Source organism: Pseudoxanthobacter soli DSM 19599, assembly GCF_900148505.1.
Classification (GTDB): domain Bacteria; phylum Pseudomonadota; class Alphaproteobacteria; order Rhizobiales; family Segnochrobactraceae; genus Pseudoxanthobacter; species Pseudoxanthobacter soli.
This window is the reverse complement of the sequence record NZ_FRXO01000002.1, coordinates 489014-512144: the sequence shown is the minus strand read 5'-3', so window position 1 is coordinate 512144 and position 23131 is coordinate 489014. Positions and strand designations below refer to the sequence as shown.

Genomic DNA, 23131 nt, shown 5'->3' with positions numbered 1-23131 from the left:
AATGAGTTTGCCATGGCAAATCGCGGCGATCGGCTTATTTCTAGGCTCAGTTCAACACGGGATGCACAGACGGCCGGAGATACTCCCGGGTTCTGCGCAGCCAAGCGGAGGTTTCGCCATGAGTCACAACGGTATTCACCACGTCACTGCGATCGCCGGAAATGCGCGTCGCAACCTGAAATTCTACACGGGGACGCTTGGACTGCGTCTGGTGAAGAAGACGGTCAATTTCGACGATCCCGGCACCTATCATTTCTATTTCGGCGATGAGACCGGTCAGCCGGGAACCATCCTCACCTTCTTCCCGTGGGATCACGTCGCGCCGGGCCGTCTCGGCATCGGCGAGACCCAGGAGACCGTGTTCCGCGTGCCTGAGGGCTCGATCGGATACTGGACCCAGCGCCTCATCGAAAAGGGCGTGTCCCATAGCTCGCCGGAGCGCCGGTTCGGCGAGACGGTGATCTCGTTCAAGGACCCGGACGGTATGCGGCTCGCGGTCGTCGGCGTTCCCGGCATCGAGGCGGAGCCCGCGTGGAGCAACGGCGACGTGCCGGCGGAGCATGCGATCCGCGGCTTCCACAGCGTCAGCCTGCTTCTGGAGGATTCCGCGCCGACCGGTGCGATCCTGACGGACGTGCTCGGTTTCGCCGAGGCCGCCCGCGAAGGCACGCTGGTGCGCTACAAGGCCGGCGACACCGCCATAGGCGGGATCGTCGACATCCGGGTGGCCGGCGGGTTCCTGCCGGCGCGGATGGGCGGCGGCTCGGTCCATCATATCGCCTTCCGCGCCGCCAACGACGCGGCCCAGGCGGAAATGGTCCGCAAGCTGCGCGAGAACCACCGCATCGCGACCACGGAACAGAAGGACCGCAACTACTTCCGGTCCGTCTATTTCCGCGAGCCCGGCCGGGTGCTGTTCGAGATCGCGACCGACGAGCCCGGCTTTGCCGTGGACGAGCCGGTGACGACGCTGGGTCAGGCCCTGAAGCTGCCGACCTTCCTCGAAGGGCACCGCAGCCACATCGAGCAGGTGCTGCCGGAGCTCGCCTGAGCGGTTTCGCCTCTGGTTGCCGGCGCCGGGATTCACCCCGGCGTCGGTCCCATCGGACGAACCTGTCGCGATGAAAGTGACGCAGCCGACCGGTCGACATTCTACCGGCGGCTGCCCACGGAAAAGGGAGACTCGCCATGAGCCTCGGGACTGATCGAACCGGCGGCGCCGACACGACGCTTTCCTTCGTGCACCGCTTCCTCCCCGCGGACAAAACCGGGCGCCCACCGCTGCTGCTGCTTCACGGCACCGGTGGCGACGAGAACGACCTCGTCGATTTGGGTCGCGCGCTCTCGCCGGGATCGGCGCTGGTGTCCCCGCGCGGCAAGGTGCTGGAAGGCGGAATGCCGCGCTTCTTCCGCCGCCTCGCCGAGGGCGTTTTCGACGAGGACGACGTCCGCCGTCGCGCCAGCGAACTGGCGGATTTCGTCACCGAGGCTCGCGAGGCCTATGGCCTCGGCGCCCCGGTGGCGGTCGGCTTTTCGAACGGCGCCAACATCGCGGCGGCGCTGATGCTGCTGAGGCCGGGCGTGCTCTCGGGGGCCGTGCTGCTCAGGGCGATGGTGCCCCTCGCCAAGCCACCGGTCGCCGATCTCGCGGGAACGCCGGTGCTGCTCCTCTCCGGCGCGATGGACCCGATCGTGCCGGCGGAGAACGCCGCCCGGCTCGCCGGAATGCTGGCGAATGCAGGCGCGGTGGTCGACCATCGCACGCTGCCGGCGGGCCACGGCCTTTCGCAGGCCGATCTCTCGCTTGCCACCGGCTGGCTCGCCAAACGGCCCGGCTGACGGGCCATAGCGGATGAAACGAGGGCCGGCGGGATATCTCTCCCGCCGGCCCTTTTGTGCCTTGCGGCGGGGAACGTCAGGCGGCGGGCAGGAAGGCCGCCTTGTTCGCCTCGAAGAACGCGCGCAGCGACTGGGGTTCGCGGCCGGTGAGCTGCCGGACAGCGTCGGTCACCTCCGAGGCGCGCCCGACGCGGGTGTTGACGTCGAACGATACCAGGGCGCGAACGAAGAAATCCGGGAAGCCGGCGCCGGCGAGCCCCTTGGCGAGGTCGTCGTCGGACACCTGGATGACCACGACCGGCTTGCCGAACACCTCGGCGGCAAGCGCAGCGATGCCCTCCGTCGTCAGTGCCTCCGGACCGGTGATCGTGTAGATCCGGCTTTCCGGATCGCTGGACGCTAGCGCCGCCGCGGCTGCCCGCGCGCAGTCCTCGCGGGTCACGTGGGTTACGAGCCCGTCGCCGGCCGAGGTGAACCACTGACCGGTCGCAAGCGCATGGGGGAGCGACAGCAGGAGGTTGTCCGAATACCAGGTGTTTCGCAGGATGGTCCAGCCGAGGGTGCTCGCTGCCAGCGCCTGTTCGGTGCCGTAGTGGTCGCCCGCGAAGGTGACCGGCGAGCCGGGTTCCGGATTCGGCAGCGAGGTGTAGACGACGTGCTTCACGCCCGCCGCTTCCGCCGCCGCGACCGCTGCCTTGTGCTGGCGCAGCCGCAGGCCCGGCTCGGCGAGGGCATCTGTGGAAATGAGCAGCAGGCGGTCCGCACCGGCGAGCGCCGAGGCCACGGCGGGGTCGTCGAAATCGACGCGGCGGGTCTCCGCTCCCTTCGCGGCGAGATCGGCGAGCTTCTCCGGAGAGCGCGATCCGGCAATCACCTTGCGGCCCTGTTCGAGCAGCAGCTCGACGACTCGCCGGCCGAGCTTTCCACCCGCACCGGTGACGAGCAGGGTTTCGGTGCCGGACTTCTGGGTTTCGGACATATGGTTCTTCCTCGGGTTCGCGCAGCCGGCAATCGAGGCCGGCGATGTCGATGCTCTCCGTTCGGCCCGCCGCACGAGCGTTTTCTCCCGGAGCGGTGCTGGTCTCAAAAAGAGAGTAGCGCTAAAATGATCAATGCCGCTTGCCTGTAAAGAAGGCAGTCTTGCGGGAGATAGTTACCTCGAGGGAACCACCATGAACCGAACCGCAGGCGCCGCCCGGCTCAAAACCGAGGCGGGAACATCCGGAGTTCGGGGCAGGGCGGGGGTGCGGCCGGTCGAAGCCGTCGAAACCACTGGAAACCGCGCGGACCCGGTAGCGCCGGCCGTCGATTTCGCCTCTCGTCTCACCGTCAAGTCCGTGCGGGAAGGGTGGCGGGAGAAATATCCCCACTATACCAACTGCCCGACGCGGGACGTGCTCGACCAGATCAGCGACAAATGGAGCACGCTGATCATCGTCACCCTGGCAGAGCGGCCGCGCCGGTTCGGCGAGCTTCGCCGGGAGATCGACGACATCTCTCAGCGCATGCTGACGCAGACCCTGCGCGACCTGCAGCGCGACGGGCTGGTGGCCCGGCAGGTGTTCGCGACCACGCCGCCGAGCGTCGAGTACAGTCTCACCCCGCTCGGGCGCTCGCTGCTGGAGCCGCTCGTGGGTCTGATGCACTGGGCGGAAAGCCGCCACGGCGAAATCCGCGCCGCGCGCGATGCGTTCGATCGCGGCGCGGAATGAGGCGTGGGCTCAGACCAGCGCGGCGTCGAGGGTGATCTCGGCTTTCAGCAGCTTCGACACCGGGCAGCCCGCCTTCGCCTTGCCGGCGAGATCGGCGAACGTCGCGGCGTCGGCGCCGGGCACGTTGGCACGCAGGGTCAGATGGACGGCGGTGATGGAGAAGCCGTCATCGACCTTGTCGAGCGTGACTTCGGCGGTGGTCTCCATGGACTCGGCCTTGAAGCCGGCCTCGCCCAGGATCAGAGACAGCGCCATGGTGAAGCAGCCCGCGTGGGCGGCCCCGATCAGCTCTTCCGGATTGGTGCCGGGCTTGCCTTCGAAGCGGCTGGCGAAGCCATAGGGGTAGCTCGCCAAAGCGCCGCTTTCCGTGGAGATCGCACCCTTGCCGTCCTTGATGCCGCCCTGCCAGACGGCGGATCCGTGCTTCTTCATGCTCGTCGTCCTGTCCTGATTTTCGAGGAAAGATGCCCGACTTCGGGTTCGTGCGGGCGACGGGAGGACCGCCACGACAAGGGTGACGGATCCGTGGGCGCAGCGTGGGAGCCCGGCTTTTTCCCGCAGCCGGCAAGAGCATATCCCGTTCAGATCGAACCGATCTGAACCACAAGCGCTCCAACCGTGCCGGTGGCGTCTCGCGCCGGGGCTGCATCCACGCGCGGATTGCACCCCGCCTTGCCGGACTCGTCAAGCCACGGTTCTGCGAACGCGCGACCGGCGAGGCGGTTCCCCCGGCGGCGCAGATTCGTCCTGTCGGGTATCCACGCGGGTGAAACGGCAAGCGGCGAAGGCGGTCCGGTCAGGACTGGAGCCGGCGGGCAATCTGCGGCAGCACGAAGGGACGGCCGTCCGGCGGCACCGTGGAGGGTGGCAGATGGACGGCGAACACCGTCCGCAGCAGGTCGAGCGTCAGCACGTCCGCCGGCGGGCCTTCCGCCGCCTTGCGGCCGTCGGCGATCACCACCATCGCGTCGGCATAGCGGGCGGCGAGGTTGAGATCGTGCAGCACCACGACGGTGGTGCCCCCAGCCGCGGCATGGTCGCGGGCGACATCCAGCACGCGGAGCTGGTGGGCGAGGTCCTGCGCCGCGGTCGGCTCATCGAGCAGAAGCACGCCCGGCCCGTGAAATCGCTCCCCGGCCCAGGACTGGCACAGCACCCGGGCGAGCTGAGCCCGCTGCCGTTCGCCGCCGGACAGCGCGTCGTAGAGCCGGTCGGCCTTGTCCCCGAGATCGACATGGTCGAGGGCGCGATCGATCATGTCCTCGGCGTCGTCCCGGGTCATGACGAAGCCCGGAACGGTGATGCCGAGGGCCGCGATTTCGCGCACGTTGAAGGGAAAGGACAGGCTGGAGGACTGCGGCAGCACGGCGCGCCTGGCGGCGGCCCGGCGGGGCGCGAGACCGGCAAGCGGCTCGCCGTCGATCAGAACGTCGCCGCCGCTGGGGCGATATTCGCCGGCGAGCTGCTTCAGGAGCGTCGATTTCCCTGCGCCGTTCGGGCCGACGATGGCCGTGAAGCTGCCGGGTCGGGCGGCGAAGTCGATGCCGTCGAGCACGGCGCGACCGCCACGCAGGAAGCTGACATTGCGCGCCTCGATCATCGCCGGGGGTTGGTTCGCGGAGATCACAGCAAGCCCCCCCGCCGGTTCATCAGGAGCCACAGGAAGAACGGCGCGCCGATCGCGGCGGTGACGATGCCGATCGGCAGTTCTGCCGGCGACACCAGGATCCGGGCCGCGGCGTCGGCGAACAGCAGGAGCGCGGCGCCGGCAAGTCCCGCGCCCGGCAACACCCAGCGGTGGTCGGGCCCGGTCGCAAGCCGCACGAGATGCGGCACCACGATGCCGACGAAGCCGATCACGCCCGACAGCGCAACCGACGCCCCGACCGCGCAGGCCGCGGCAACGATGGCGATCTTCTTCGCCCGCTCGATGGCGACGCCGAGATGCACGGCCTCCGCCTCGCCGAGCAGCAGCGCATTGAGCGGCCGTGCCACCAGCGGCGCGGCCACCGCCGCGACGATGAAGAACGGCAGCGCCGCGGCGATCTTCGGCCACGTCGCGCCGCCGAGGCTACCGAGGGTCCAGAAGGTGATGTCGCGCAGAGCCCTGTCGTCGGCCTTGAACACGATCAGTCCCGACAGGGCGCCGGCGAAGGCGCCGATGGCGACGCCGGCAAGCAGGAGCGTCGCGACCGAGGTCTGCCGCTCGCGGGTGGAGAGCGAATAGAGCAGCATCGTCGATCCGAACGCGCCGACGACGGCGGCGATCGGCACGGCCTCGTTGCCGAGGAAGCCGACCACCGGCGCGAGCAGTCCGCCACCGAGCGCGATCACGGCGACCGCGGCGAGGCCGGCGCCGGACGAGGCGCCGACAAGGCCGGGATCGGCAAGCGGATTGCGGAACAGGCCCTGCATCATTGCGCCGGTGACAGCGAGGGCGCTGCCGACGAGCAGCCCGAGCACCGTGCGCGGCAGGCGGATGTCGAGAAGCACCAGCCGCTCGCGCGCGACCGACGGCGCCACTTCGCCATCCGCGACAAGGGATGCGAGGACGCGGGGCAGGGCGTCGAGCGATATTCCCGTCGGACCGACGGCAACGGACAGAACGATCGCGACGCCGAGCAGGGCGGCGGCGACCGCGATGCCGAGCCGGGCGCGGCCGGACCGATCCCCGCGTCTTGTCACCCTTCCCGTTCGTCCGGCGGGTTTCGGGCGGGCAGGACGGCCGTTCGCATCCATCGCGGTGGCGGACGCCTGCGGAGAAGAAGGACGCCGCTCGGCGCCATCCTGGCGGGCATCGGCGCGCGCGACGGTCATGGCGTGTCTGCTGTGCAGGCGGGGTCGAGCGCGTGGCACAGTTCCAGCGCGGCCTCGGGGGTGCGCGGGCCGAAGCCCAGCAGCGCCAGCCCGTCCACTTTGATCAGCCGTTTACCCTCCGCGGCGGGTACCATACGGAAGGCCGGCATGGCGAACACCTCGTCGGCGGAAGCGCTCGCCTGGGCATGGGCCATCATCACCACGGCATCCGGTGCCGCCTCGACGATCGCCTCTTCCGTCATTCCCTTGTAGCCTTCGACGCCGGCCGCGACGTTCTCCGCGCCCGCAAGCCGGATCGCGGCGTCGGCGGCGGTGCCGGAACCCGCGACCATCGGCTGCCCGTTGCGCAGCGACAGTACGAACATGACGCGGACCGGCTTGCCGACCTTCGCCCGCGCAGCCGCGAGACGTTCGAAGCCGTCCTGCACATGTTTGGCGAGCGCCTCGCCCTTGTCCTTTTCCCCGATCACGTCGGCGATGAAGCGGATGCGGCTTTCGACGGCCTCCGGTGTCTTGGTATTGTCGATGATGACCATCGGCACCGTGGAGGAGGTGAGGACGTCCACCGCCGGCGGCGGGCCGACATCGCCCTCAGCCACGATCAGCGTCGGTGCTTCGGCCAGAACGCCCTCCGGCGCCAGGGAGCGCAGATAGCCGACATTGTCCTTGGTCTTCAGCGCTTCCGGCGGATAGAGGCTGGTCGAATCGACCGCAACGATATTGCCGCCGTGACCGAGCGCGTAGAGGATTTCGGTGACGGTGCCGCCGACCGAGACGATGCGGCTGGTGTCGGCGATCTCGACGGTCCGGCCACGACCGTCCGTGACGGTCTCTGCGGCCCAGGCGGGCGCTGTTGCGAGCGGTGTGAGGGCGGTGGCCGCGACGACGAAGGCCATTCCCACCAGCCGCCCGGACCGGCGACGCCCGCGGCGGGCGGTGGCAGCGCCGATGCCGGCAGCCGTCGCTCCGGGAAACTGGCTTGCCGCCATCGCGTGCGCAAGGAAACCGCTGCTGCTGCTACCCATGGGGAACTCTCGATCCGTTGGTCCTGCCGCCGGCAGCCGTATGCCCGCAGATGTGCGTGCCTCGCTCGGCGGCGGGATAATCATGGCTTACGGCTCCGGAGGAGGTCCGGATTGCCGAAAGGCGTTCCTCACTCCTAATCGCCTCACGCGCCCCGTGCAACATTTCTGCAAATCATTCGCAACTACTTAGAGAAGGTATAAACAGGGGCGCGGCTTTGGCTGGATGACGGCATTATATTGCCGGGAAACGCGCGCGAACGCCGGGCGGGCATCCTCATGCGATTTCGGCAGGGCAGCCCAACATGACCTAAATTTAACGCGGAATTCCGCCGCGATGCGCCAAGATCGTGCGCTTGGTCTCATGCGGTGCGCTGCGCACCTCGAGGTTCCGGGATGCGACTGGACTACTTCACCTTTGCGTTCACCGGCCTGTTGATCGCCGTCCTGATGGGCGGCGCGATGCTGGTATCGGCGCGCCACAGCAAGGATGGTGCCGCACTCGGCTGGTGGGGGGCAGGCTACCTGACGAACGCGCTGGCGATCGGCCTGTTCGCGATCCGCGGCAGTGTGACCGAGGCGGCCGTGATCATCGGCGCCAACGCACTGCTGCTGTCCGGATCGGCCTTCATCTGGTGCGGTTTGCGACGGTTCGAAGGCCGTCCTGAATCCTTTTGGGTGGGGCCGCTGGCGGTTCTGGTCTGGCTCGGACTCTGCGCCGTTCCGGCCTTCTACGCCTCCATCGCCGCGCGGGTCATCGTTGCGTCCCTGTTGGCGGCCCTCCTGTCGGCGATGTGGGCGTTCGAGCTGTGGCGGGGGCGCGACGAGCGGTTGCCGTCGCGCCGTCCGCTGATGGTGGTGGCCGCCCTTCACGCCACCTGCATGGTCGTGCGCATCGGCTTCGCGATCGACGGCCATCTTCCGTCGATCGAGGGAAGCGTCGACGTCTCGCACGTGAGCCAGGCCGTCGATCTCTCAATGGTATTCTTCGCCGTGATCGGCGGGCTGCTTCTCGTCTCGATGAGCAAGGAGAGAGCCGAGCGCGTCCAGCGCGACATAGCCCGGGTGGATGGGCTGACGGGCGTCCTCAATCGTGGAACGTTCACTGCAGAGGGAGGGCGCCTGCTGGCGACGGCGCGTCGTGCCGGAACGTCGGTTGCGCTCGTCGTGTTCGACATCGACCGCTTCAAGCGGATCAACGACACCTTCGGCCACCCGACCGGCGACCGCGTCATCCGCCGCTTTGCCGCCTGCGCCACCGAATCGCTGCGCGAGGGCGACATGCTCGGCCGCATCGGCGGTGAAGAATTCGCGGTGCTGCTGGCCGGCGCGGCACCGCAGGAGGCGATGGCCGTTGCCGAACGGATCAGGACCGCGTTCGCCGTCGCGACCCGTGAGCACGACGGTCCTGCGGCGACGACGGTGAGCGGCGGCGTTGCCTGCGCCCGGGCTCAGGACGCCGACCTGGCGGACCTTATGATGCAGGCTGATCGCGCGCTCTATCGTGCCAAGCGAATGGGACGGGATCGCATCGTCGCCGATACCACGATTGTGCCCATCGGGCCGACGACCGAGGCAGGCGCCGCACCCGTCCGGCCGCGGCCCGATTCGGTGGCCTGATCACGGCCGCGCGGAGCGACGATGATCAGGAAAACAGCGAGTCGATGTCGTCCTGGGACACGACGTCCTTGTCGGTGATCAGCGCCGGCCCGTTCAGCAGGGCCTCGTCGCCGGTGCGCTGGCCGAACGCCGTGGCGCCCTCCGGCTGCTTGTCGTCGTCGACGCCCCAGATCTCGATCATATGCTCGATGCGCTCTTCCACGAAATGGAGCAGCCGGACAACCTTGCTGATGCGCTGGCCGGTGATGTCCTGGAAGTTGCAGGCTTCGAAGATGCGGATGACCTGATCCTGGATCGCGGCAATCTCGCCCTGGTGCTCCTCGCTGACATGCTTGGAGATCCGGGCGGCCGCCTCGTCGATCCGTTCAGCGGCGCTGAGGATCGTGTCCGTCGCGCTTTCCGTGTCCGATACGACGGCATCGAGCTCGTCCGTGGCCCGGCTGAAGGATTCTGCTTCCTTGTCAGCACGAAGCGTCACGATCTCGTAGCGCGTCTTCTGGATCGCGTGCTGTATCTGCTCGATGTCCAGACGCAGCGAATCTTCTCCGCTACGCAATAACGCCTCGCGATCGCGCTTGCCGATCTGCTCGGTAAGCTCGCGCAACTCCATCAATTCCTGAAAGATTCGACCAAGGTGATCGGAAACCAGGGTACGTATCTCGGATTCGACGGATCGGCCGGGGGCGCCAAAACCCTCCTGGATCCCAAGAGTTTCGACGCGAAACGGTCTGCGGCCGCCCGACATTCCTACCCCCGCAGTTTCATCCATCCCATAGAAGGACAGCTTATCGTTGACCCGATTCCCGGGGAAGCCCTTATCGTGGTGCCATGCAAGCCTCAAGCAAGATTAGGCGGGCTAAAACTAGAGCGTTCATGCTGGTGATCGCTTCGTCATGGGAGCTTTGCCTGCTGAGCGCTTTCGGAGCGTGCCAATGGCCCTTGATCATTCGATGCCCATCCTCGTGGTCGACGACTATAAGACCATGATCAGAATCATACGTAACCTGTTGAAGCAGGTTGGCTTTGAGGACGTCGACGAAGCGTATGACGGGTCCGAGGCGCTTGCCAAGATGAAGCAGCGCACCTACGGGCTCGTGATTTCCGACTGGAACATGGAGCCGATGACGGGCTACGAACTCCTCCAGCGGGTTCGCAGCGACGAGGCTCTCAGCGAGACGCCGTTCATCATGGTGACCGCCGAGGCGAAGTCGGAGAACGTGATCGCCGCCAAAAAGGCCGGCGTGAGCAACTACATCGTCAAGCCGTTCAATGCCCAGACCTTGAAGGGCAAGATCGAGAACGTCTTCGAAAAGGCATGACGTGCCAGCGGCACGGGAAGCTCCGGAAGGGCGTCCGCGGACGCCTTGACGGGTCCTCCGTGCAGCCGGCGCGTGGCCGCGCCGGGTCTCTCCTTCCCTACGCCTTGCATTGCGTCCTGCTTCTTGTGGGTTCCGCCGGGTTTTCGCCGGCGTTCTCCGGCTTCGAACGCGACGCTGTCGCCGCTCGTCCGACGCTTCGTGACAGGCAGCCTGCGGCAGCCGTGGTGTATCCGTCGAGCGGCGAAAGCCGGCATGTTCTCGCCGTCGCCGCGACGGGAGGCCTCGCGACACCGGACGTTATTCCTGCCCCCGACCGTTATCCGGTCGAAGAAGAGCTTTCCGCCATTCTGGAAATGACGCCGGCGGACCGGAATGTCGTGTCCGAACTTCCATCCGGTTCGCGGCTCTCGGTCGTGGCATCCTCTTTCTTCGTGGGTGCCGGCGGCCCTGACTGCCGCCGTTTCTCATATGTCTATGAAGGTGTCGGCGGCGTGACCGCGGCCGTCGAGGGAGAGCGGTGCCGCTATTCCGCCGGCGTCTGGTTCGCGAGCCGGTCGGACCGGCTGCTGAACCCAACCGATGCGGAATCGGAGGGCGCAGCTGCGGACATGCCGGCAGAACCGTCGTTCCGCCCTGTCGGAGCGGCGGGACTGGTCCAGCCCGACCCGGGTTGGGGCGACGCGGTTCCGCCGGCCGGGCCGGTCGTCGGGACGCAATCCGGACCGGCTGCACCGCCGGCGCCGGAATCGGATGCCACTCCGCCCCCGCCTGGCGGCGATTCGCGGGGAAAGGGCGGCGGTGAGGTCACGGCCGTCGATGTGCCGTCCGAACCCGCATCGCCCTCACGGGCGGCGTCGGGGTCGGGATTGCCGAGGCGTATCATTCTTCCGTTTGCTGTCGACCCCCGGGGAGGCGGGCAAATGCGGGCGGAGATGCTCCGCCTGCTGCGATCGCTGATGTATCTGCCGGCGGCCCCCCCGAATCCCTCTCCCAGGTCGATCGAGGATGCCATCGCCGCCTTCGCGTCCGACGAGCATTTCAATCTTCCGGTCGCCGACGCGATACTGATCGAACGGCTTCGCGCTGCGGCGTCCCGCGTGAACGCCGCACCGAGATGTGCGACCGCACCATCTCCCGACGCGCTGCCGCTTTGCATCGGCCCACGTTGAGGTCGCGCGCACGCAGGTCGTTCGCGAGGGGTGTCTCCAACGGATCCGGAGCGCGTGCGAGGTGGTGTGAATTTGCTCCGATCTGGAAGCATTTGGAGGCCAACGGATGGTCTGCCAGCTTGCTTCGTTCCGAGCGTGCGACATTATGACCAAATGTGAACGGAGCATTCGAGCGGGCTTAAACGCGGCCGCTTTGCAGAAGGCTTTTGTTAACAGTTGCAAACTCGTGCCGGTCCGCCGGCGAAGACAGCTTGATGACAGACTGCCCGCTTTTCCCGCATGCCTCGGCAATTTGTGCATTGCGGGGTGACAGATCCGATGCCTGAACCGTGTGTTCTCGCGTCAAGAGAGAAAATTTTTCAGATATGACAACCCAAACGAGTGTGCCCGCTTTGGTTATTCGGGGCCGAAAGCGGCCCTCCAAGGTTGCGGCGAACGCCTGTCTCCATGAGTCTCATTCAAGTATAAGGCCTCTAATTTTGAATAAGCGAAATAAGACGCAAATCTCAATTTGACTCCTTTGGCGCTTCTAAGCGAAGATAAGTGACATTGGTTTCGGCCGTTTATGAAAGTCGCTGTCAAGAAGACGACTAAGAAACGCCAAGGCTGATGTGTAACATGTGCGGGGGCACGTTATGTATATTTTTATCGAACAGAGGCCTGAGGTCTCTGCTGCGTACGTATCTGGCTTTACAAGAGAGGGCTGGCCATCTCTTGGACTGCGATCCGAAGAGTTCAGGGAGTGGGTCGAAACCACTTCTGACCAAGATCTGAGGTCCGTTCAGGGATTTGTTCTTGGTGACTTCGATGGTCGTCAGAATTATCCCGATCTGATACGAACTCACAGCCGCGCGCCGATCATCGCCCTGAGTGAAGTTCGTTCTCTCGAGCAGACGTTGAAATTGTTCTCTGCCGGGATCGACGATGTTGTTCCTAAGCCTGTGCATGTTCGTGAGCTGATTGCTCGATCGGACGCAGTATGGCGCCGGCTCAACATGAATTCCGGGCCGAGCGTCAAAGGACGACTCAAAGTTCATTTCGACGGGCGTGATCCGGAGATTGACGGTGATCCGTTGCCTCTGCCTCGTCGTGAGCGTCTAATACTCGAATATATCGTCAAGAACAGTGGTCGCCGCATCACCAAGGCGCAGTTGTTCAATTCGATATACGGTATCTTCAATCACTCCGTGTCGGAGACTGTGGTTGAAGGTCATATGAGCAAGCTGCGCAAGAAGCTGCGGCAACGCCTTGGATATGAGGTCATCGAAGCGAAGCGATATCTCGGATACTGCTTCGTCGAGCCGTCATGATCGCCTAGCTTTTATAGAGCTGGCATAGAATTTCAGTATCGCATCGATTTATCCGAAGTTATTGCTTCTTTTCTCTGATCGTGAGCCGGGCCTCGTCGTGAGGCCCGGCTTTCGTCGTTTCTGATCGGACTTCGGGATGCCTGAAACCCGAGGCCCCGGCCCGTATCACCATGCCCCTCTGCCGGCGCGTTTGAGCGGGACTGGAGCCAGACGTGAACGCCGAAGCAAAACAGGTGTTCGGAATACTATCCTGTCATAAAATATTTATGTTGGAACTCTGATATTGTCGTTATCCTTTTGACCTGCCTCAAGGCGAGAATATTCCTGCATTCGATGGAGGAGCTATATTATGGCTGCGATGGATGTGATGCCTTTGGGGGAAGGCAGCACAATTCGCTCGTAGTCAAACGATCGCGGTGATGTTCTTGCGCGGTTTGTCGCTCGATTCAGAATGTGCCCGAGCTGCAGCCGAGCGAGCGTTGGCAGCGCTGCCCGATGCAGTGCAGCACATCCGCGGTCTTGGGACGACCTGCGTTTCGGACTGCCGAACGCTGTTACGTCTTGCAAACTTCGGCGAATGGTTCCCGGTGCGCGCCGACCTGGTGGTGCCGGGCACCGGCTCGTGCGCCCTCGGATCGGCATGTCGCGAACGGAGCGGAATCCGCCTCTTCGACGATGGCCTTCGCCTTGGCCTGACGATCTCGTCGGACGGTTCACATTCTATCGGCAGAAGGATTTTGACCGCGGCGTCCACGAGCCGAAGCCGGTCGCAACCAGATTGGTGATGACGGCGCAGATATAGCGCTTCTGTGCCGGATTGTTGTTCGGCCCCGCGTGGTATCGTGCGACCGCCATCGTCCAGCTGCCCTCTCGGGCCTTGAGCGTCTTCAGGAATCTCGCCGCATAGTCGACATTTGTCCGCGGCTCCAGCATCGCTTCCAGCGAGGGGAACTGGTCGCGGTGGAAGTAGTGATTGATCTGCATGCAGCCGAGATCGATCAGCTTCGCACCGCTCCGCCGTGCCTCGTTGAAGCGGCGTATCGCGTCGCCCCGACTGGTGGCGAAGTAGGACTTGCCCTCGATGTTCATCGCGTTCGGCTGCAGCGAGCCCTTGCGGCCGGTTTCCGTCAGACCGACCGCGTAGAGGATCGCGACGGGAACACCGTACCGCGCGGACGCGCGCGTCATCTCACGTTCACACACATTCTGCGCTGCGCTGGCGGCAGGCGCCGTGGCGAACAGGGTGAGGCTAGATATAAACGACGCCAGCAACACGGCCTTGAGTTGTTGGATCGGCATTCCCGTTGGCTTCTTTCTGTGTCGATTGGTCTTGCGGGCCATGGCCGCCTTGATGCTGCGGCTGGCCGTCCTGGCGCGGGCTGCCCCCATCGGATCCGGCATTGCCGTTGGAGGTGCCGTTGAAAGCGGGATTCGGTGCTGTGGCCACTTGCGGCCGGAGCGCCGAGCCCGCCGAGCCGACGTCGATCGAGACGACATCGGTGTCGTAGCCGGCCTCCCGCAGGATATGCTTGAGGGCATGGCTGTCGCTCGCGAGCATTTCCGCCGTTTCCGGCTTGCTGGCGCTGACACGCAGGTCGAGGGCGTTGCCGACAAGTCTTAGCCGGATGGTGACGTCGCCGAGGGCATCAGGCTTCAGGCGGATGTTCAGCAGCCGCACCGCGTCGCCGGACGCGGACACGTTGGACAACTCGCTGAGGCGCGCCGCGGCGGCAAAACCTGTTCCGGACTGTGCAGATGCCAGACTTCCCTGACCGCCGGCGGCGCGCGCGGCCGAAAGCACTTCTCGGGCGACCTGCGTCATCGGCGGTTCGAATCCCTGCGCATCGCTCTGATCGGATGAGCCCGCTTCCGCCGTGATGGTGTCGACGTCGGACGCGGCGCGTTCGTCCGATCCGGAGACGCCTGCCCGTTCTTCCGCGGTCCTCGCCGTCCTTTCTTCGGTGCCACGCAGCCGCGCATCGGCACCGCGCGCGGATCGCCGTCCCCCGGCGTCTCCCGTCCGGTCCTCCCGCGATGTCGTTCCGGCGGCCGAAGTCTGCTGCTGCGCGCCTGCGGTCGCCTGCCGGCCGACGTCGGTTGCGGCAAGCAGGGCCGTCAGATCGTTTCGATTGGCGATCGGGCGTGAGGCGGCTCCGCCGTCGGACGATCCCGTGCCATTCTGCCGCTCGGTCCCGCCAGTGCCCTGCGAGGCGGCCTCGGGGGCGAGCACGGGAGCGAAATGGGTTTCACGACCGAAGATCTCCATGCGGACGATCTTCGATGTCTCACCGCTGCCGCCAGCTCCCCCGCCGTCTGCTTCGAGGGCGGCGTCGGCGCCCGTGCCATCCTTGCCCTGGCGAAGCAGAGCGAGCGCCAGTTCCGCGTCGCTTGGGCCGGCACCGGTACCATTCTCGGCAGTATCGCCGGTCTGGCCTCCAGCCCCTTGCGCCGCGAGCAACTCGGCGAAGCCAGACGGAAATGCGACGAGCGGGGTGGTCTGCGCGGCCGCGGTCTGCTGCCCGCTGGCGTCGAGGCTCGTCGTCTCATCGGCATCGACTGTTCCGGCGCCGCTGCGGTCGCGTCCGCCATGACCGGAACCCGGCCGTTCGTCCGCATTACGGTCGGTCTCCGCCGCGTCGTTCTGGCCGTACCGCCGCTGTCCGAGATCCGAAAGGACGGAGCCGAAATCCGACCCTCCGGTCGTCCCACGCGCCTGGTGTCCGGCGGCCGAACCACTTCCGGCCTTGGCGGCCCGAACATCGCTTGGCGTGCTCGTGGGAAGGCCGACATCGAGTCTGGTCATTCTGGGGCGTCCGCTAGGAGTGAATCGACGGCGCTGAGAACGCTGCGGGCCTGGACCACCGCGGCCGGCGAGTCCGCTGTCGGCTGCGGCTGCGCCGTTCCAGCGTCAGCATTGGAGCCGCCGGCGGTCGCCGGAGCGGCAGCCGAACTCGCGGGCGCACCCGGTGCGGCGCCAGCCGGGGAGACAGGAGCGGCGCCAGCCGGGGCCGCCGGTGTAGCGCCAGCTGGGGCCACCGGTGCGGTGCCAGCCGGAGTGACCGGTGCGGCGCCGGCCGGGGTGGGCGGGGCGGCCGCGTCGAGCGGCGTGTTGGCGTCCGCGACCTGAGCGCCCGTCGTCTGGACGAGCTTGCCGTCCGGGATCGCAGCCGTGCGGATCAGCTCGGCGGCCTGGATCGCGGCCGCGCGCAATGCCGCGTCCTCCGGCGGCAACTTGCTGGCATCGGAGGCCTGAAGGCTGCCGATGCCGCGCTCCAGTCCATCCTGGGTCACTGCGAGTGCCGCCCCACGATAGACGAGGGCGCGGGCCTCATCCTCCGAACCCGGCGCTGCCGTATCAAGCGCCCGTTCCGATGCGAGGATCGCAGCGGGGGTCTTGCCTTGACTGACCGATGCCCTTGCGATTGTGAGGTAGAGTTCGCGCTGCGCATTGACGCGAAGCAGCTTCAATGTCTCGTCGAGACGGGCGAACTGCGCGGGATTGTCGATGTAGCTCATGCGCGTCAACGCCGCTGCAAAGCGCTGCCGGAAATTGCCGGCATAGACCGACCGGCTGAACCGCTGGAGATATTGCCGGGCCAGCATCTCGAACTTGGTGTTGTCGCCCGCCTGGCTGACGATGAGGATTTCCCGGCGAAGCGCCGCCTCCTCCACCAGAGTGCCCGGCGCCAGCAAGCGGCCGGTATCGAGCAGGGCGATGGTCTTCGCGGGGTCCTTCGCGGCGGAAAGCGCCGCCTGCGCGAGCGCGACCTGCCCACCAATGCTGGCCGGCAGAGCACGCGGATCGATATCGCGCAACAGCGGCTCGGCGACACTCTCCCGCCCCTCCGCGTAGGCGAGCGAGCCGCGCAGAAGGTTATCGTCGATCGCCGGCTCGATGCCGCGGTCGAGCAGCGTCCGCAATGTCACCGGGCTGCCGCCGCTGAGGATGAAGGCGACGAGCGCGTTGGCATTGCGCGCCTCCTTCCAGGCGTCCGGAGGCGCGGCCAGAAATTCGCGATCGATGCGCGAAAGCAGGACACGCTGGGCATTGAGCGCGGCGACGGACCCGGCAGCAATGTCGTCCTGGATGCCCTGCAGTGTGCGGATCAACTCGTAGGGTGCCGCGATCGCGGGTCCATCGCCGGCTGCGACGGCCGCCATCGCCTGCGGCGCCGGCATGGTGCCGCCGGGAAGCGGCCCGTTCGAAGGCGGAGGAGGAGTCGGCTCCGCCTCGGCCGACGCCGGGGCCGTGGCGGAAGGAGATGAGGCGGAAGGAGATGCGGCGGCCGCGGTGGCGCCGCTGTCGCTCGCCGGTTCTGGGGGCGGTGCCGCCGCTTCGGCCGGGAGGGCAGGGGGGCCGGCCGGCGTCACAGCGCGGCCATTATCCGGCGGCTGAACGGATGAAACCGCCGGTGCTTCGGTGCCGCCCACCGCCGCCCCGCTCGACACGTCGCCGGAGGGCGCCGGTGTGTGGGCCGGCGGCTGGACCGAGCTGGTGGCGGCTTCCGCTTGCTCGGCCTTGCGTGCGTCGTCCGCGGTGGGCCACGGCATCGTGGCCTGGCCGGAGGCGGGCATTCCCGCGACCGATTGGGGCGGCGGCGCCGCCGGCGCTGCACTCTGCCCGAACGCCGCCGTGCACCCGGCGCTGCCCACCGCGACGAGTGCTGTTGCCAGCAGGGCCGCGCGGAAGCCGCGATGAGGGCGCCGGAAGGGCGTTCCCCCGGCTGCCGCGCCCGGCGAGCGCATCCCGGCTTGCCATGCGCAACGACGAACGATCGGCTTCATTCCGGCACCTGCAGGACGATCTCGATCCGCCGGTTCTCGGCCGCGTTCGGATCGTCGGGGTTCTTCAGGTTCCGGTCCGCATGGCCTTCGATCTGCTCGATGCGTGCGCTGTCGAGCCCGCCACGGGTCAGCATGTAGTAGGCCATGTGGGCGCGAGCGGTCGAAAGGCGCCAGTTGTCGTAGGTCTCGGAGCGGAACGGCCGGGCGTCGGTATAGCCGCGGATCAGCACCTGTCCGGGGCGTTCCTTCAGCACCGCGGCCACGTTCTCCATGGCTTTCACGAGCTTCGGATGGGGAATCGCCGAACCGATCGGGAACATGCTGAAATCGAGATCGTCGGTGAGGTTGATCAGAAGTCCCTCGCTCGACGATGTGACCTCGACATGCGGGATCGCGGCGGTGCCGACCGACGTGCGCAAAGCGGCCGCGAGTTCCGCCCCGAGGGCGACGGCTCTCGCCTGCCGGTCGGCCGCACGCTGGGCGACCGCCGCCGCTGCCGCTGCCTCCGCCTCGGCGACCGCCGCGGCGGCGATATCGGCCGCTTCCGGATCGGGGGGGAGATCGCCGCCGGAGAGAGCCGCGGACATCGACATGCCCTGCTCGGCGATGTTGGTGGCGGCCTGCGCGCCTGCCCCCGGATCGTTCACGACCGCAAAGCCGTCGTTCTTGCCGGAAGAGCGCGCGTCGATGGCGGTATTCGCGGGCTGGGGTTGCGAGGCGGCCCCGTTTTGCGCCGTTGGATCGGGGGTCTTCCTCTTGGGGCCGTCGCGCAGCTGCCAATAGGTGGGATCGAACGGGTCGCGCTGCGCCTGGGCAGCGCTCGTCGCCACGCCTTCCTGTCCGACCACACCGATCACCACGTCGGGATCGGCCGGCGTGTCTGCCGGGGCGAGAGAGGCGAGCTTTGAGAGAACCGCATAGGGATCCTGGAACGCCGCGGCCTCTTCCTGGGACGTTGCCGCCTGCTGACCGATGGCGACCTTCACGACGCCGGTGGTATCCGGCCCGGCCTGCACCTTCTCACCGCCCGGCTTATTGCCGGTCGGCGACTTGTCGCCGTCGCCCATCTCGTGCCCGACGATCTCCTGTTCGTCGGCCTTCATCGGCTTCGGATCGTTGACGCCCTTTTTCTGCGTGGGACTTTCGGCGAGCGGCTTCGGGTCGTTGACGCCCTTGTGCTCCACCGGGCTCGCAGCGAGGTTGATCGGATTGAAGTAGTTCGCGATTTCCTTCTTCGCCTCGTCGTCAGTGGCGTTGATGAGCCACATGATGAGGAAGAAGGCCATCATCGCCGTCATGAAGTCCGCATGCGCGACCTTCCAGGCCGTATTATGCGACTCGTGTTCTTCTTCCTCGACGCGGCGGATAATGATCAGATCATGTTCGGGTGCGGAACTCATTCCGGTTCTCACTCGATGGCGTTGGCGAGAAGCTCGGACCAGATCCGCGTCTGCGTCTCGATCACGGTGCTGTCTACGATAACGCGGACGTCGGGCGTGTCCGCCTCGGTAAAGGTGATGGCGGCGGCATGACGGGCGAACCGCTCCTGAAGCGGTGCCAGCAGATCCTTCGGCCCGGAAATCGCCAGCGACTTGTGTTCGCCGGTTTCCAGCATGCCGGCCAGAAGATCGCAAAGCCCTTCATGCGCTCGTCTGCGGATGCCCTCATCGAGGAACGGCACAAGCGTGCGTGCGACGCTCGAAAGCAGCGATTCCTCAAGACTCGCCACGGCCAGCGCGAACCTGTCTGCCAGCCGCTCGGCCTCCTCCTCGCTCCAGCGGCGGCGCTCGTCCGCGAGCCGTTTGTCGAGCGCGGCGAGTTCCGCGGCCCGCGCAGCCTTGTTTGCGGCGCGTTCGGCCTCTGCCCCCTCGCGACGGCCGCGTTCGAGCGCTTCCGCCGTCGCGCGGGCAACGGCATCGGCGACGGCCTGCGCGACGCGTGCCTCGGTGACGGGAGCGCGGGACTCCTCACCCTTGGCGGAGGGCTCCTCGAAGTTCGGCAGGAAACGGGCGAGATCTTGCCTCATGCTGCGGTCTCTTCCTGACGCATCCATTGCTTCAGGATGGCCGCGACCTGCTCTTCGTCATATTCGACCATCTGCTCGAGCCGCTTCTGCGGCGAGCGGTTCATACGGCTCGTGAGGTCTTCGATCAGGTTCGGATTCTCGCTGGCGGGCAGCTGCGGGAAGCTGCCTTCGGCGAGTGCCACACTCTCCGGCCCCTCGATCAAGAGATCGGATCCGGCCGTTTCGGCCTGCGGCTGGGCCAGGATGGCGCGCACGGCCGGCTTCAGCCCGAACCAGATCAGCAGCACGGCCACGATGAGGATCGCCGCGGCATTGATGAGCGTACCCATCTGGCGCAGCAGCAGGTCCTTGATCCCGAGCGGGGGCACCGGCTCCATCGAATTGCCGCCTTCGGCGAAGCTGACGGCCGACACCTTGATCTGGTCGCCTCGCTCCGCATTGAAGCCGACCGCCGAACGGACCAGTTGCTCGATGTCCTTCAACTGGTCGTCGACCGGCACCGAACCGCCCTGGGTGCTCGCATTGACGAGCAGACGGTCGCGGTTGACGAGCACGGCGATCGAAAGTCGCTCCACGGTATAGCCGTCGCTCACGCGCTCGATCGTCTTGGCCGAGACCTCGTAGTTGGTCAGTTCCTCGCGACGGTTCGATTCCTCGGCGGAGTCGTTGCCGGCGGCACCCTGGACCTGTTCCTGCGGAATGTTCTGCTGAACCGTCGTCGGCGGCTGGCTTGCACGGTTCTGCGAGGTGTTGTTCTCGCGGACAACCCGCACCGAGCGCTCAACCCGCGAGTCGGGGTCGTAAATTGTCTCGCTCGTGCGCGTCTTGTCGGTGTTGAGCCTCGACGAAACGCTCACCTCGAAATTGTTGAGGCCGAGATAGGGCGTCAGCGTCTTGCGAATGTTCTGCGTCAGCTCGCTGTTTATCTGCTCCTCCAGGTGGGTCATCTTGCCTGTGGAGGTGCTGTCGGCCATGTCACCGGACGCAAGTACGCGGCCATCGGTGTTAAGAACGGTCACGCCTTCCGGCTTCAGGTCGGGGATGGCGGCTGCGACGAGATAGCGGATCGCCTGGGCCGACGAGGTGTCGTCGGCGCTTTCGGTGCGGATCACGACGGAGGCCGTCGCCGGCTGCTGTTCGGTGCGGAACGATCCGCGTTCCGGCAGCACGATGTGCACGCGCGCAGCCTTGATTCCCTTCATGCCCTGGATGGTGCGGGCGAGTTCGCCCTCGAGCGCACGCACCTTGGTGACCTGCTGCATGAACGAAGTGAGGCCGAACGAACCGAGGTCGTTGAACAGCTCGTAACCGGAATTGGTGTTCTGCGGCAGGCCCTTTTCCGCCAGAAGCATGCGGGCGCGGGCCGTGTCGCGATGGCCGACGAGCACGGCCGAACCATCGGCGCTGACGTCGAAGGGGATGCCGGAATCCTTCAGGACGCCGCCCATGCGCGTGACGTCGTCTCGGCTGAGGCCGGTATAGAGCGCCTCCCGCTCGGGTTGGCTCAGATAATAGACGCCGAGGCCGATCGCCAGCATGACGGCGAGTGCGATCAGGCCGAGTGCGATCAGGCGCCGTGTTCCGAGGTCGCGAATATTCGACCAGAGCTGTTCAGCTTGCGCGAGGCCCGGCATGGACACTCAGCCTCCTCAAACACGACACACTTGCAGTCACGACGCTTGCAGCGGCAGCGTCCTTCGGGGCGCCCGCGGCTTTCGAACGCCCGTGCGCTGCGCGATGGAGGCTGTCCGCTTGGCCGCCGTCGGAACAATCCGGGCGGTCATGCCGATCCTTGATGCCGAGTGTGTGCTCTGAAGCTTGTCCGGAGATTGCGCGCATAAAAAAGGACCGCGCCCGGGGAAGCGCGGTCCCGATTCCCGCCGCCCGTAGGCGGCGGGTGCGTTTCGGATCGGGATCCGATTACTGGAACAGCGACAGGATGTTCTGGCCGCTGGAGTTGGCGATCGACAGGGTCTGAACGCCGAGCTGCTGCTGGGTCTGCAGGGCCTTGAGGCGGGTCGACTCTTCTTCCATGTCCGCATCGACCAGCGCGCTGATGGCGTTGGTGTTGGCGTCGATGAGAGAGCCGACGAAGGTCTGCTGGCTGTCGATGCGGGTCGAAACCGTACCGAGAACGGTCGCGGCGTCGGTGGCCGCGCCCAGCGCCTTATCGACGACGTCGATGTAGCCGCGCAGCTTGGAGAGGTCCGTATCGTCGATGTTCGAGATGTTGATCGAGTCGACCGACATCGCGTAACCGACCAGGAAGCCGTCCTCATTCTTGGCAAGCGTGGTGTACTGCTTGTTCAGAATGCCGCCTTCACCGTTCACGCCGTCGTTCTTCACGATGGCCGCATTGTTGAGGCCGTCCTGGCCGGCAGAGAACAGGGCCTTCGAAGCGGTGTAGAGCGCTTCGGCGGCATCCAGCGCCGCGCGGTCGTCCGTGCTCTTGGCGCCCAGTTCGTACTTCGTCAGGGCGGCGTCGTAGTCCGCCTTGGCGGACGCCGCGAACTTCACCAGCTGGTCCGCATTGACCGAATCGCCGAAGGTCGAGGCGATCGTGGACGCGGCAAAGCCGGCCGTGGAAGCGGCCGCGGCGAACGTGGAGTAAGCGGTCTTGAAGGAGGCGAGAGCGGAGCTGTAGGCAGTGCCGAGGTCGGCGGCGGAAACCGCCGTCGCGTTCGTGGCCAGATCCACGCCCGTAGCGGCGGTGCCGGCAGACGTCGTCTTGTCGTAGAGCTTCACGCTGTCGACATCGACGTCGACGGTGCCGAGCGAGATCTGGCCGCCGGTGCGGGTGAACGAAGCCACCAGCTTGGCGACCGGGTTGTAGTCGCCCTCGGAGCTGTCGACCGAGAGCCAGTTCTCACCGGCCTGCGTGGCGGCCGAAGCCGAGTCGCTCAGGTCGGTCAGGATGGTGTCGATTTCCGACTGAATCTTGCCGCGGTCCACGTTCGCGGAAAGAGCGGTCGTCAGCTTCTTCTGCAGCTCGTTGAGCTTGTCGATAACCGCGTTCATGCCGGTGGTCTGGGTGTTGACCGTTTCGGCACCGAGCGCGAGAGCATCCTTCACGGCGCCGAGCTGGCCGTTGTCCGACTTGGTGGTGGTGGCGATCGACCAATAGGCGGCGTTGTCCTTGGCCGTATTCACCTTCAGGCCGGTCGAGATGCGGCTGTTGGTGGTGTCGAGGTCCTTACTGATCGACTTGAGGGTCGACAGGGCCACGAGAGCGGAGGAGTTCGTGATAATGCTGGTCATCGTAGTGTCCCGTTATCGAGAGATGAAGATGATCTTCAGGGACAGGCCGGGCTTTCACCGGCATGGCGGGGCGGCATCATGCCTTTGGACATTTCGGGCTGCGGCGTGAGAGCCGCGCCATTGCCTGCTGGAACATCGACAGCAGGCATCCAATCCACCATGGCCCCACCATGAGCGCGCAAGCTTGTGTGAAGCTTGCGCCAGACATCGCTGCCAGGCGCCGCCGGCGGTCCGCTGTCCTCAGGCTCGCGCAA

The 23131-nt window shown here is 66.3% G+C and carries 20 protein-coding genes; 7 read left to right on the top strand and 13 right to left on the bottom strand.

Annotated elements, in window-relative coordinates:
• Window positions 1-118 precede the first annotated feature (118 nt).
• On the top strand, window positions 119-1051 hold the full coding sequence (locus BUF17_RS06720) for a ring-cleaving dioxygenase (RefSeq protein ID WP_073626821.1): 933 nt from the start codon (window positions 119-121) through the stop codon (window positions 1049-1051).
• Window positions 1052-1188: 137 nt separating this feature from the next.
• Complete coding sequence (locus tag BUF17_RS06715; RefSeq protein ID WP_073626819.1) at window positions 1189-1839, top strand: alpha/beta hydrolase; 651 nt, start codon at window positions 1189-1191, stop codon at window positions 1837-1839.
• Window positions 1840-1915: 76 nt separating this feature from the next.
• Here BUF17_RS06715 and BUF17_RS06710 read toward each other — a convergent pair whose 3' ends face one another.
• Entirely contained in the window at window positions 1916-2818 is a 903-nt protein-coding gene (locus BUF17_RS06710; protein ID WP_073626817.1) for an SDR family oxidoreductase, read from the bottom strand.
• A 358-nt stretch (window positions 2819-3176) separates the two neighbouring features.
• On the opposite strand from BUF17_RS06710, the gene BUF17_RS06705 reads away from it, so the two are divergent.
• Window positions 3177-3551 carry a winged helix-turn-helix transcriptional regulator gene (locus BUF17_RS06705; RefSeq protein WP_073627244.1) on the top strand — a complete coding sequence of 125 codons (375 nt, stop codon included), beginning with the start codon at window positions 3177-3179 and terminating at the stop codon, window positions 3549-3551.
• Window positions 3552-3560: 9 nt separating this feature from the next.
• Here BUF17_RS06705 and BUF17_RS06700 read toward each other — a convergent pair whose 3' ends face one another.
• From BUF17_RS06700 to BUF17_RS06685, 4 genes are all read right to left on the bottom strand, one after another.
• Window positions 3561-3983 carry an OsmC family protein gene (locus tag BUF17_RS06700; protein WP_073626815.1) on the bottom strand — a complete coding sequence of 141 codons (423 nt, stop codon included), beginning with the start codon at window positions 3981-3983 and terminating at the stop codon, window positions 3561-3563.
• A 364-nt stretch (window positions 3984-4347) separates the two neighbouring features.
• Complete coding sequence (locus BUF17_RS06695; protein WP_244530789.1) at window positions 4348-5178, bottom strand: heme ABC transporter ATP-binding protein; 831 nt, start codon at window positions 5176-5178, stop codon at window positions 4348-4350.
• Entirely contained in the window at window positions 5175-6290 is a 1116-nt protein-coding gene (locus BUF17_RS06690) for a FecCD family ABC transporter permease (protein ID WP_073627242.1), read from the bottom strand. The genes BUF17_RS06695 and BUF17_RS06690 overlap by 4 nt, the downstream gene beginning before the upstream one ends.
• A gap of 74 nt (window positions 6291-6364) precedes the next feature.
• Window positions 6365-7393: a heme/hemin ABC transporter substrate-binding protein gene (locus BUF17_RS06685; RefSeq protein ID WP_175563629.1), complete on the bottom strand. Its 1029-nt coding sequence runs from the start codon at window positions 7391-7393 to the stop codon at window positions 6365-6367.
• A gap of 432 nt (window positions 7394-7825) precedes the next feature.
• On the opposite strand from BUF17_RS06685, the gene BUF17_RS06680 reads away from it, so the two are divergent.
• Complete coding sequence (locus BUF17_RS06680) at window positions 7826-9010, top strand: GGDEF domain-containing protein (RefSeq protein WP_175563628.1); 1185 nt, start codon at window positions 7826-7828, stop codon at window positions 9008-9010.
• Window positions 9011-9035: 25 nt separating this feature from the next.
• Here BUF17_RS06680 and BUF17_RS06675 read toward each other — a convergent pair whose 3' ends face one another.
• The gene (locus BUF17_RS06675) at window positions 9036-9755 is read right to left on the bottom strand and encodes a protein phosphatase CheZ (protein ID WP_175563627.1); all 720 of its coding nucleotides are present in this window, start codon (window positions 9753-9755) and stop codon (window positions 9036-9038) included.
• A 187-nt stretch (window positions 9756-9942) separates the two neighbouring features.
• Between BUF17_RS06675 and BUF17_RS06670 the strand changes: the two genes are divergently transcribed.
• From BUF17_RS06670 to BUF17_RS06660, 3 genes are all read left to right on the top strand, one after another.
• Entirely contained in the window at window positions 9943-10329 is a 387-nt protein-coding gene (locus tag BUF17_RS06670) for a response regulator (protein WP_073626807.1), read from the top strand.
• 59 nt (window positions 10330-10388) lie between these two features.
• Window positions 10389-11498: a hypothetical protein gene (locus BUF17_RS06665; RefSeq protein WP_139282438.1), complete on the top strand. Its 1110-nt coding sequence runs from the start codon at window positions 10389-10391 to the stop codon at window positions 11496-11498.
• A 635-nt stretch (window positions 11499-12133) separates the two neighbouring features.
• Window positions 12134-12808 (top strand): response regulator transcription factor, encoded by a 675-nt coding sequence (locus tag BUF17_RS06660; RefSeq protein WP_073626804.1) that lies wholly within the window; start codon window positions 12134-12136, stop codon window positions 12806-12808.
• 720 nt (window positions 12809-13528) lie between these two features.
• Here the strand turns inward: BUF17_RS06660 and BUF17_RS06655 are convergent.
• From BUF17_RS06655 to BUF17_RS06620, 7 genes are all read right to left on the bottom strand, one after another.
• Window positions 13529-14107 carry a transglycosylase SLT domain-containing protein gene (locus tag BUF17_RS06655; protein ID WP_139282452.1) on the bottom strand — a complete coding sequence of 193 codons (579 nt, stop codon included), beginning with the start codon at window positions 14105-14107 and terminating at the stop codon, window positions 13529-13531.
• Window positions 14058-15266, bottom strand: a complete 1209-nt coding sequence (locus BUF17_RS06650; RefSeq protein WP_175563626.1) for a flagellar hook-length control protein FliK — start codon at window positions 15264-15266, stop codon at window positions 14058-14060. Before BUF17_RS06650 ends, BUF17_RS06655 begins: the two co-directional genes overlap by 50 nt.
• Window positions 15267-15607: 341 nt before the next feature.
• Entirely contained in the window at window positions 15608-16987 is a 1380-nt protein-coding gene (locus BUF17_RS06645) for a hypothetical protein (protein WP_073626798.1), read from the bottom strand.
• A 602-nt stretch (window positions 16988-17589) separates the two neighbouring features.
• Window positions 17590-18993 carry a flagellar motor protein MotB gene (locus BUF17_RS06635; protein WP_073626794.1) on the bottom strand — a complete coding sequence of 468 codons (1404 nt, stop codon included), beginning with the start codon at window positions 18991-18993 and terminating at the stop codon, window positions 17590-17592.
• Window positions 18994-19001: 8 nt separating this feature from the next.
• Window positions 19002-19619 (bottom strand): hypothetical protein, encoded by a 618-nt coding sequence (locus BUF17_RS06630; protein ID WP_073626792.1) that lies wholly within the window; start codon window positions 19617-19619, stop codon window positions 19002-19004.
• Entirely contained in the window at window positions 19616-21253 is a 1638-nt protein-coding gene (fliF, locus tag BUF17_RS06625; protein WP_073626779.1) for a flagellar basal-body MS-ring/collar protein FliF, read from the bottom strand. Before fliF ends, BUF17_RS06630 begins: the two co-directional genes overlap by 4 nt.
• 286 nt (window positions 21254-21539) lie before the next feature.
• Entirely contained in the window at window positions 21540-22877 is a 1338-nt protein-coding gene (locus tag BUF17_RS06620) for a flagellin N-terminal helical domain-containing protein (protein ID WP_073626777.1), read from the bottom strand.
• Window positions 22878-23131: the final 254 nt, after the last annotated feature.